Raw genomic sequence first — 10,464 nt, forward strand, 5'->3', positions numbered from 1 at the left:
CCCGGCCCTCCGGTGGTCCCGCGCGTCCCACCGGGGTTCGCGCCGGACGCGCCGGGCAGGTTCGTGATCGGTCCGACCGAGGCTCCGCCGCCGGTCTTGCCCCCGCCGGGCCCCGTGGCCCCCGCGGCTCCGGGCAGGTTGGTGATCGGCCCTACGGACGGTCCGCCGCCGGTCTTCCCGCCACCCGGCACGTTCGGCCCACCGGCCCCCGGCACGTTGCCGATCGGCCCGACCGAAGGCCCGCCACCGGTCTTCCCGCCACCGGGGATGTTCGGCCCGCCCGCCCCGGGCAGGTTCTTGACCGGCCCGACGGACGGCCCGCCGCCGGTCTTGCCGCCACCGGGCACGTTCGGCCCACCGGCCCCCGGCACGTTCTTGAGCGGCCCCACGGACGGCCCACCGGCCGTCTTCCCGCCACCGGTCCCGTTCGGACCGCTCGCCCCCGGCACGTTCGTCAGCGGCGTGACGGACGGCCCGCCGGGCCCCTTCGAGCCGATCGGCCCACTGCCGGGCGACCCCGGCGGCCGCTGGGCGTTCGAGTTCGGGTCGATCTTGGTGAACTGGTCGCGGCTGAAGGTGTCGTTCTGCACGTGCGTCTGGACGGTCGCCTTCAGGCCCGACTGCACGTTGCCCATGGCGGTCGACGCGTTGTTCGCCTGCTGCACCGAGGCGTCGTTCGAGCTGTTCAACGCGGGCACGGCGACGATCCCGATCGGACCGAGCGCGTTCGGCGCGAGCTTCAACCCCTGCAGGCCGCTGGAGATCGCGGCCAGCCGGGCCTGGAAGTCGCCCGCCTTGCGTTGCAGGCCGTCCATGGACGACTCGCTCATGCCGAAGCCGGACCCGCCGGTCGGCCCGCCCACCGGCGGTGGCGGCGGCGGTGGCGAGGACTGGCTGCCCCCGGGGTTGGAACCGGGGTTCGAGTCGACGCCGCCGCCACCGCGTGCCATGGCTTGTCTCCGTGGTTGTTTCTGCTCAGACCTGGACGGAAGTGCTCGGCGTGCCGCTGCCCGAGGAGGACCCCGAGTACTGCGACTGGTAGGCGTCGTAGCTCGACTTCGCCGCCTCGCCCGCCGACTTCGCCTCGTCGGCCGCCCGCTCGACCTCCGCGCCCGCCTGCTCGGCCTTGCGCGACGCCTCCTCGGCGGCCCTGATGTCGGCGTCGCTGCCGGACGCGAACGCCTTGGCGTTGGCCTCGGCCGCCGCCGCGTTGGCCGCCGCGTAGTCGACGTTGGCCTGCTCGTACTTGGCGTTCGCCGCCTTCGCCGCGTCGTTCTTCGCCGACATGTCGTTCTCGGCGGACGTGCGCGCCGGGTCGTCCTGGCCCGGGTTGTTCTTCTTGTACTCCTCGTACGCGGCCTTGGCGGCGTCGTCGGCGGGCTTGGCCGCGTTCAGCGCGTCGTTGCTGGCCTTGGCCGCGTCGGCGACGTCCCGGCTCTCCTTGGCCGCGGTCTCGGCGGCCTTCGCGGCCTCCGCGCGCAACGCGTCCGCCTCGCCCTTGGCCGCCTCGTACTTCGCCATGGCGCGGTCGTACCCGGCCTGGTCGCCCCGTGCGGCGGCGGCGTTGGCCTCGTCGATGGCCGAGCTGACCTTGTCGTTCGCGGCGGCGGCCTTCTCCGAGGCGGCGTTGAGCGCCTCGTTGGCCTTCTTGGCCTCCTCGGCGGCCTTGGCCTCCGCCTCCTTGGCCTGCTCGTACTTCTTGTTGGCCTCTTCGGCCTTGTTGTTGGCCTCGGTGACCTTGTCGTCCTGCGCGTCCTGCGCCAACGCCTTGTCGATCTCGCGGTCGACGCCCTTCTGCGCCTTCCACGACTCGTAGCCGACCTCGGCCACGTCGGCGATGTTCTCGAACCGGTTCCAGCCCTTGCCGACGTTCTCGGTGATCTCGTCGAGGTTCTTGATCCGGCTCATCTGCCTGCCCAGCGCGGCGGTCAGGCGGGCGATCCGGGCGGCGATGTTGGTGGCCAGCGCCACCGCCTTGCCGACCGCGAAGCCGATGTAGGCCGCGATGGACGCGCCGAACGTGATCACCGCGGTGGCGGCGGCGATCAGCGCGCCCGCCAGCAGCGACCCGAGCAGCTGGGCGATCAGGTCGCGCACGATGTCGCGCAGCACGGACACCAGCACGCCGCAGATCGCGACGATCTTGGCCTTCTGCTCGACGGCGTTGGCCAGCGTGTCCAGCTCCTGGCCCATCGCCTCCATGTTCTTGCGGAACGCGTCGGCCGACGCGCCGGTCCACCCCTCGGCCGTGGCCAGCTCGCGCCGGTGATCCTCGGCGAGCACGCGCAGCTCGGCGGCCTGCTTCTTGGTCGCCTCGACGTTGGCGTTGATCTCGTCCGGGTCGCCCATGAGCTGGTCGAGCGGTTCCTTGAGGAACGACACGTGCTCGATCAGCCAGCCGATGCCCGCGCCGAGGATCGTGCCGAACGGGTCGACCGCCAGCATCGCCATGGACGACGCGGTGCCGATCGCGGCGAACGTGATGTCCAGCGCCTTCTCGGTCTCGGTCTCGGCGTCCTTGCCGATCGTGGTGATCATCTCGTCCCAGGCCGAGATGAAGAGCGAGCCCTTGAACTTGTTCTCCTCGGTGATCTCCATGCCCGGCGGCGCGTCGATCGGGGTCTCGGTCATCGGTCAGGCTCTCCTCGTCACCAGGGCTGGTTGTCGTCGTCCTCGTCGTCGACCGGGCGCGCGGGTCGCGCGGGTCGAGACGGCGCCTGCTGCTGCGCCTGCCAGGCCGGCGCGGCCGGCGGCGGGGGCGGCGCGGCGGCGTGGACGGGCTCGCGCTCGGCCTCCGGGGCCGCGTACTCCGGCTCGTCGTAGTCGCGGTCGTCGTCGCCGGCCTCGTCGTCCGGGATGGCGTCGCTGACCATGCGCAGGGCCTCGGTGCCCTCGCCGAGCGGCTCGAACGCGGCCATCACCTTCTGCGCGGCCTGCTTCTGCGCGGCCCGGGCCGTCTGCATGATCAGCGCGGTGAGGCGGGCGGAGCCCAGCTCGGTCGCGCGGTGCCCGAGCTGGAGGTTCACCAGGCCCCCGTTCGGACCGACGGTGACCGTCACCGCGCCGTCCGGGCTGGACACCGTGGCCTGCGAGTTCTCGAAGTTCTCCTGGAGGTCGGCCGACTTCCGCTGGAGATCGGCCAGCTTTGCCTCGAAGTTGTCGAGCCACTGCTGGGGGTCCAAGGTCAACCTCCTAGGGGGGATATCGGTGCAGCTTGGAGTGCACCCGAACGCGCCAACGCCGCCCCAACGCCGCACCAACGGGTCAACCTTGCGGGCCTCCGAACCCGATCCGCCCCCACGAGCGCGACCGGCCACGTCACCCGGACCGCGTATTGACACTCGGTAACCGGGTACGACGCCAAGAAGTCGACAGATCACTACGAGTGGCGGAGTCGCCCGATGGCACCAACGATTAGGTCACGTGCGGACCGGTACGTGCGCGGGTCTCATTACTACGGGGTACGGTTCGCCACTCGGAAGCCCCGACGACCGCTGTCGGGATTGTCTGCTCCTAGACGAGCAGGGAGGGAGACGAGCCGTGCGTCGTCGAATGCGTGGCTACGCGGTGGCCGCGATCGCGCTGACCAGCGTTCTCACGATGGCTGCCTGCGCCAAGGACACCGGTGGCAACAACACCGGGTCCGGGTCCACCAACACCGCCGAGGGCTGCAAGCTGGCCGACAAGCCGCCGGCCGCCACCTCGACCTCCAACTCCGCCTCGTCGGGCGAGAAGGTCGACGGCAGCGCCCTGAAGGTGGGCCTCGCCTACGACATCGGCGGCCGGGGCGACGCGTCGTTCAACGACTCCGCCGCCGCGGGCCTGGACAAGGCCAAGGCCGACATGGGCATCGCCGAGGTCAAGGAGCTGACCGCCGCTCCGAACGAGCCCGAGGACGCCAAGCAGACCCGCCTCCGCCAGCTCGCGAGCGAGGGCTTCAACCCGATCATCGGCGTCGGCTTCGCCTACGCCGAGTCGCTGAAGGTCGTCGCGCCGGAGTTCCCGAACGTCAAGTTCGCCATCGTCGACGGCGCGGTGGAGGGTGCGGCGAACGTCACGCCGCTGCTGTTCGCCGAGGAGCAGGGCTCGTTCCTGGCCGGCGTCATCGCCGCCTACAAGTCCAAGTCGTGCCACGTCGGCTTCGTCGGCGGCGTGCAGATCCCGCTGATCCAGAAGTTCGAGGCGGGCTACGTCCAGGGCGCGAAGACCGCCGCCCCGGACATCAAGATCGAGCAGAAGTACCTGACCCCGGCGGGCGACTTCACCGGTTTCCAGGACCCGACCAAGGGCCAGGAGGCCGCGACCGGCCAGATCGAGGCCGGCGCCGACGTGCTGTACCACGCCGCGGGCGCCTCCGGCAAGGGCGTGTTCTCGGCCGCCAAGTCGGGCGGCGCGCTGGCCATCGGCGTCGACTCCGACCAGTACAACCAGAAGACGGTCGAGGAGTCGAAGGACGTCATCGTCTCGTCCATGCTCAAGCGGGTCGACGTCGCGGTGTACGACTTCGTCAAGGCCGTCGCCAAGAACGACCTGGCGAGCCTGCCCAAGGTGTTCGACCTGTCCGTGGACGGCGTCGGCTACTCCACCTCGGGCGGCAAGATCGACGACGAGCTGAAGGGGGTCCTCGAGGGCTACAAGGCCCAGATCATCGAGGGCAAGATCGACGTCAAGTCCACGCCGTAACCCCATCCGGCCTCCGGCGCACTGGGCCCTGCGAGCACCCTCGCGGGGCCTAGTGCGTGGTTAGCCCCGGCGCAGCCGGAGATCAGACGGAGCTTCCATGAGCACTACCACCCCTGCCGTCGTCCTGTCGGGCATCACCAAGCGCTTCCCCGGTGTCGTCGCCAACAGCGACGTCCACCTCAGCGTCCAGGTCGGCGAGGTGCACGCGCTGTGCGGTGAGAACGGCGCGGGCAAGTCCACCCTGATGAAGATCCTGTACGGGATGCAGCAGCCCGACGAGGGCACCATCGAGGTGGCGGGCCGCCCGGTCCGGTTCCGCACCCCCGCCGACGCGATCAAGGCCGGCATCGGCATGGTGCACCAGCACTTCATGCTCGCCGACAACCTGACCGTGCAGGAGAACGTCGTGCTCGGCGCGGAGTCGCTGCACGGCATCGGCGGCCGGGCGCGCAAGCGGATCAAGGAGCTGGCCGAGGCCACCGGCCTGACCGTCGACCCCGGTGTGCTCGTCGAACGCCTCGGCGTGGCCGACCGGCAGCGGGTCGAGATCCTCAAGGTGCTCTACCGCGGCGCCAAGGTGATCATCCTGGACGAGCCGACCGCGGTGCTCGTGCCGCAGGAGGTGGACGAGTTGTTCGCCACCCTGCGCGGCATGAAGGAGCAGGGGTTCACGTTCCTGTTCATCTCGCACAAGCTCGACGAGGTGCGCTCGATCGCCGACTCCGTCACGATCATCCGCCGCGGCACCACGGTCGGCACCGCCGACCCGAAGACCGTCAGCTCCCGCCAGCTGGCCGAGATGATGGTCGGCAGCGAGCTGCCCAGCCCGCAGACCCGCGAGTCCACCGTCACCGACCGCGTCGTGCTGCGGGTGGAGAACCTCGGCCTGGTCGCGGCCGAGGGCACCCGGCCCGTGCTCGACGGCATCGACCTGGTCGTCCGCGCGGGCGAGATCGTCGGCATCGCGGGCGTCGAGGGCAACGGGCAGACGGAGCTGGTCGAGACGATCATGGGCATGCGCCGCGCGCACCACGGGCGCGTGCTGCTCGGCGACCGCGACCTGACCAGGCTCGGCACGCTGGCCCGGCGCGAGGCCGGCATCGGCTACGTCCCCGAGGACCGGCACCGCCAGGGCCTGCTGCTCACCCAGCCGCTGTGGGCCAACCGCATCCTCGGCCACCAGACCCGCCGCCCCGTGTCGAAGGGCCAGTGGCTCGACCTAGCGGGCGCGAAGCAGGACACCCGGCGCATCGTCGAGGACTTCGACGTGCGCACGCCGGGCATCGACGTGGCCGCCGTCGCGCTGTCCGGCGGCAACCAGCAGAAGCTCGTGGTCGGCCGCGAGCTGTCCGGCGACCCGGTGCTGCTCATCGCGTCGCACCCGACGCGCGGCGTGGACGTCGGCGCGCAGGCGTTGATCTGGGACGAGATCCGCGACGCCCGCGCCCGCGGCCTGGCCGTGCTGCTGATCTCGGCGGACCTGGACGAGCTGATCGGCCTGTCCGACACGATCCGGGTGATGCTGCGCGGCCGGCTGGTCGCGGACGCCGACCCGGCCACGGTCACCCCGGAAGACCTCGGCAGTGCGATGACCGGCGCGGGCGCCACGAGCGCCGCCGTGTCCGAGCACGTGTCGGAAGCGGAAGGCGAGTGATGGGAATCTTGCGCGGCAAACTGCTGCCGCCCGTGCTGGCGATCCTGTTCTCCGCCCTGCTGTGCGGCATCGCGCTGGTCGTGTCCGGCGCGAACCCGCTGCGGGCGTTCGGGGTGATGCTGTCGCAGGTGGGCGAGGGCACCACCGCCGTCGACATCGTCAACAGCACCGGCACCTACTACATCGCGGCGCTGGCGGTGGCGATCGGGTTCCAGATGAACCTGTTCAACATCGGCGTCGAGGGCCAGTACCGGGTCGCGGCGGTCGTCGCGGCGATCGTCGGCGGCTCCATCGCCCTGCCGCCCGGCCTGCACGCCCTGGTGATCATCCTGACCGCCGCCGCGGCGGGCGCGCTGTGGGCCGCGATCCCGGCGGTGCTCAAGGTGACGCGCGGCGTCAACGAGGTCATCTCCACGATCATGATGAACGGCCTGGCGCTCGGCCTGGCCGCCTACCTGATCGGCGCGGACGTGTTCGGCGAGCTGCGCGGCAACAACATCCGCACCCCGGAGATCCCGGAGAGCGGCTGGGTGCCCGGCATCTCGTTCGGCTCGTCCGGCACGGTCTTCGGCCTGGTGTTCCTGGCCGCGCTGCTGGGCATCGGCTACTGGGTGATGATGAACCGCACCCGGTTCGGCTTCGAGCTGCGGGCGTCGGGCGAGTCGTCCACGGCCGCCGCCGCGGGTGGCGTCAACGCCAAGAAGATGGTGCTGATCGCCATGCTGCTGTCCGGCGCGATCGCGGGCCTGGTCTCCATGCCGGAGATCCTGGGCCGCGACCACACGTACAACCTGAACTTCCCCGCCGGCATCGGCTTCTCCGGCATCGCGATCGCGCTGCTCGGGCGCAACCACCCCGGCGGCATCGCGTTCGGCGCGCTGCTGTGGGCGTTCCTGGACAAGTCCGGCCTCGCGCTGGACAACGTGGGCGTGTCGCGCGAGATCGTGACGATCATGCAGGGGGCGATCGTGCTGTCGGTCGTCGTCGCGTACGAGGTGGTCCGCCGGTTCGAACTGGCCGCGCAGCAGCGCCAGGTCGGCCGGCAGCTCGGAACGGTGGATGCGGCATGAGTACTTCGTTGATGAACCCGTCCGAGGCGCCCGCCACCGTTCCGCCGCCCCGCAAGGCGCGTCGGATCCCCGGCTGGGCCGTCGGGGCGCTGGGCGTGGCGGGCGCGGTCGTGCTGCTCTCGACCACGTCGTACCTGACCGGTGTGCCGCAGCTGACGTCCACCGGCACCATCCAGACCGCCGTGCGGCTCGCGCTGCCGATCCTGCTCGCCGCCCTCGGCGGCCTCTGGGCGGAACGCGCGGGCGTGGTGAACATCGGCCTCGAAGGCATGATGATCATGGGCACGTGGGGCGCGGCGTGGGCCGGCTACCAGTGGGGCCCGTGGGCGGCGCTGGTGTCGGCGGCCGTGTTCGGCGCGCTGGGCGGCCTCCTGCACGCCATCGCCACCGTGACGTTCGGCGTGAACCACATCGTGTCCGGTGTGGCGATCAACCTGCTCGGCGCGGGCGTGACCAAGTACCTGTCCACGCTGATCTTCTTCCCGCTCTCGCACAACCCGCGCGAGTCGCCCGCGGTGCCGAAGTTCGACACCTACTCCGCGTCCGGCCTGTCCGACTGGTTGGGCGAGCTGGAGGCGCAGCAGCGCGTCGGCCTGTCCGACGTCGCCGGCATCCTGCGCGGCCTGATCACCGGGGTGTCGCCGCTGACCATGCTCGCGATCCTGCTCGTGATCGGCAGCTACCTGGTGCTGTGGCGGACCCGGTTCGGGCTGCGGCTGCGCTCGTGCGGCGAGAACCCGGTCGCCGCCGAGTCGCTGGGCGTCAACGTCTACCTCTACAAGTACATCGCGGTGATCTCGTCCGGCGCGCTGGCCGGCATCGGCGGCGCGGCGCTCGTGCTGAACCCCGGCCAGCCGGGCTACCTGGAGGGCCAGACCAACGGCCGCGGGTTCATCGGCCTCGCCGCGATGATCTTCGGCAACTGGCGGCCCGGCGGCCTGCTCGGCGGCGCGGCCCTGTTCGGCTACGCCGACGGCCTCCAGCTGCGCTCGGGCGGCAAGACGTTCCTGGCCCTGGTCTACGGCGCGGTGCTGCTGCTCGTCGTGATCGTGATCTGGCAGCTCGTCCGCCGCCGCTGGTTCGCCGCCGCGTTCGGCATCCTGGCCGCCGGCGTCCTGTACGCGGTGTACTACTCGGTGGACGAGGTGCCCAGCGAGCTGACCACCTACGCGCCGCACCTGGTCACCCTGGTCGTGCTGGCGGTCGCGTCCCAACGCCTGCGCATGCCCGCGGCCGACGGCGTGGTGTACCGCCGTGGTTGACATCGACTGGGAGCTGCTGCGGGCGCGTGCCGTCGAGGCCGCGCAGTCCGCCTACTGCCCGTACTCCGGGCTGCAGGTGGGCGCGGCGGCCGTCTGCGACGACGGCCGCATCGTGGTCGGCTGCAACGTGGAGAACGCCGCCTACGGCGTCGGCCTGTGCGCCGAGTGCACCCTCGCCGGCCAGTTCTTCCTGACCGGCGGCGGCCGGCTGGTCGCCCTGGCCTGCCGCAGCGGCGCGGGCGAGCTGCTGATGCCGTGCGGCCGGTGCCGCCAGGTGATCTACGAGCTGGGCGGCGCGCCCTGCCTGATCGACACCCCGTCCGGCGTCCTGCCGATGAGCAGGGTCCTGCCCGACGCGTTCGGCCCGGAGGACCTGCCATGACCCACACCGCCGTGGACGTGATCCGGGCCAAGCGCGACGGGGCCCGCCTGACCGACGACCAGATCGACTGGGTGGTCGACGCCTACACCCGAGGCGACGTGGCCGACGAGCAGATGTCCGCCCTGGCCATGGCCATCTACCTCAACGGCATGGACGCCGCGGAAACCGCCCGCTGGACCAGGGCCATGGTGGACTCCGGCGAGAAGCTGACCCTGGACGTCGGCCGCCCCACCGTGGACAAGCACTCCACGGGCGGCGTCGGCGACAAGATCACCCTGCCCCTCGCCCCCCTGGTCGCCGCCTGCGGCGCCGCCGTGCCCCAACTCTCCGGCCGCGGCCTCGGCCACACCGGCGGCACCCTGGACAAGCTGGAGTCCATCCCCGGCTGGCGGGCCCAGCTCTCGCTGGACGAGGTGGTCTCCCAACTGCGCTCGGTGGGCGCCGTGGTCTGCGCCGCCACCACCGGCCTGGCCCCGGCCGACAAGAAGCTCTACGCGCTGCGCGACGTGACGGGCACGGTCGAGTCCATCCCGCTGATCGCCTCGTCGATCATGTCGAAGAAGATCGCCGAGGGCGCGGAAGCCCTGGTCCTGGACGTCAAGGTCGGCTCGGGCGCGTTCATGAAGTCCCTCGACCAGGCCCGCGCCCTGGCCAACGCCCTGGTCTCGATCGGCGTGGACCACGGCCTGAAGATCAGCGCCCTGCTGACCGACATGTCCGCGCCCCTCGGCCACGCGGTGGGCAACGCGGTCGAGGTGGCCGAGTCCGTCGACGTCCTGCGCGGCGGCGGCCCCACCGACATCGTGGAACTGACCATCGCCCTGGCCGAGGAGATGCTCTCCCGCGCCGGCGTCTCCGCCTCACCCCGCGACGTCCTGGCCTCCGGCGAAGCCTACGAAACCTGGGCCAGGATGATCCGCGCCCAAGGCGGCGACCCGGACGCCCCCCTCCCGGAAGCCACCCACAAACACCTGATCACCGCCCCGGCCGACGGCTACCTGACCACCCTGGACGCCTACGCCGTGGGCGTCGCCGCCTGGCGCCTGGGCGCCGGCCGCGCCCGCAAGGAAGACCCGGTCCAACCCGCCGCCGGCATCCTGTGCCTGGCCAAACCGGGCGACCGCGTCACCAGGGACCAACCACTGCTGGAACTGCGCACCGACACCCCGGACACCATCCCGGCCGCCCTCGCCTCCCTCTCGGGCAGCTACGAGATCGCCGACACCCCACCCCAACCCCGCCCACTGGTCATCGACACGATCCGCGGCTAACCCAACCAACAAGGTCAACCACCCGCCCTTCCCCAACAGAAGGGTTCCGTGTCATCCCGCCGACCTGGCGCAGCCCTACCGCGCGTGTCAAGGGGGCACTCCCACCCCTACCCGCACCTGACGCTGGAACCGCCCCCTTGAC

General features: G+C 71.4%; 8 protein-coding genes and 1 pseudogene. 6 read left to right on the plus strand and 3 right to left on the minus strand.

Annotated elements, in window-relative coordinates:
• The 3 genes and pseudogenes from ACFXGA_RS32770 to ACFXGA_RS32780 all read right to left on the minus strand — a co-directional run.
• Positions 1–950 (minus strand): annotated as a pseudogene (locus tag ACFXGA_RS32770) (hypothetical protein); the annotation flags it as partial.
• A gap of 25 nt (positions 951–975) precedes the next feature.
• A complete protein-coding gene (locus ACFXGA_RS32775; RefSeq protein ID WP_378094702.1) occupies positions 976–2,631 on the minus strand; it encodes a WXG100 family type VII secretion target in 1,656 nt (551 codons plus the stop codon).
• A 17-nt stretch (positions 2,632–2,648) separates the two neighbouring features.
• On the minus strand, positions 2,649–3,182 hold the full coding sequence (locus ACFXGA_RS32780) for a YbaB/EbfC family nucleoid-associated protein (RefSeq protein ID WP_378094704.1): 534 nt from the start codon (positions 3,180–3,182) through the stop codon (positions 2,649–2,651).
• Between the two features lie 370 nt (positions 3,183–3,552).
• On the opposite strand from ACFXGA_RS32780, the gene ACFXGA_RS32785 reads away from it, so the two are divergent.
• The 6 genes from ACFXGA_RS32785 to ACFXGA_RS32810 all read left to right on the plus strand — a co-directional run bounded on the left by ACFXGA_RS32785 (position 3,553) and on the right by ACFXGA_RS32810 (position 10,322).
• Positions 3,553–4,683 carry a BMP family protein gene (locus tag ACFXGA_RS32785; RefSeq protein WP_378094716.1) on the plus strand — a complete coding sequence of 377 codons (1,131 nt, stop codon included), beginning with the start codon at positions 3,553–3,555 and terminating at the stop codon, positions 4,681–4,683.
• 97 nt (positions 4,684–4,780) lie between these two features.
• Positions 4,781–6,337, plus strand: a complete 1,557-nt coding sequence (locus ACFXGA_RS32790; RefSeq protein WP_378094706.1) for an ABC transporter ATP-binding protein — start codon at positions 4,781–4,783, stop codon at positions 6,335–6,337.
• Positions 6,337–7,407: an ABC transporter permease gene (locus ACFXGA_RS32795; RefSeq protein WP_378094708.1), complete on the plus strand. Its 1,071-nt coding sequence runs from the start codon at positions 6,337–6,339 to the stop codon at positions 7,405–7,407. The genes ACFXGA_RS32790 and ACFXGA_RS32795 overlap by 1 nt, the downstream gene beginning before the upstream one ends.
• Positions 7,404–8,669: an ABC transporter permease gene (locus ACFXGA_RS32800; protein WP_378094710.1), complete on the plus strand. Its 1,266-nt coding sequence runs from the start codon at positions 7,404–7,406 to the stop codon at positions 8,667–8,669. The genes ACFXGA_RS32795 and ACFXGA_RS32800 overlap by 4 nt, the downstream gene beginning before the upstream one ends.
• Entirely contained in the window at positions 8,662–9,051 is a 390-nt protein-coding gene (locus ACFXGA_RS32805) for a cytidine deaminase (RefSeq protein WP_378094712.1), read from the plus strand. Before ACFXGA_RS32800 ends, ACFXGA_RS32805 begins: the two co-directional genes overlap by 8 nt.
• Entirely contained in the window at positions 9,048–10,322 is a 1,275-nt protein-coding gene (locus ACFXGA_RS32810) for a thymidine phosphorylase (RefSeq protein ID WP_378094714.1), read from the plus strand. Before ACFXGA_RS32805 ends, ACFXGA_RS32810 begins: the two co-directional genes overlap by 4 nt.
• The last annotated feature ends 142 nt before the right edge of the window (positions 10,323–10,464 follow it).

It is taken from the genome of Actinosynnema sp. NPDC059335 (genome assembly GCF_042752395.1).
In the GTDB taxonomy this organism is placed as follows: Bacteria; Actinomycetota; Actinomycetes; order Mycobacteriales; family Pseudonocardiaceae; genus Actinosynnema.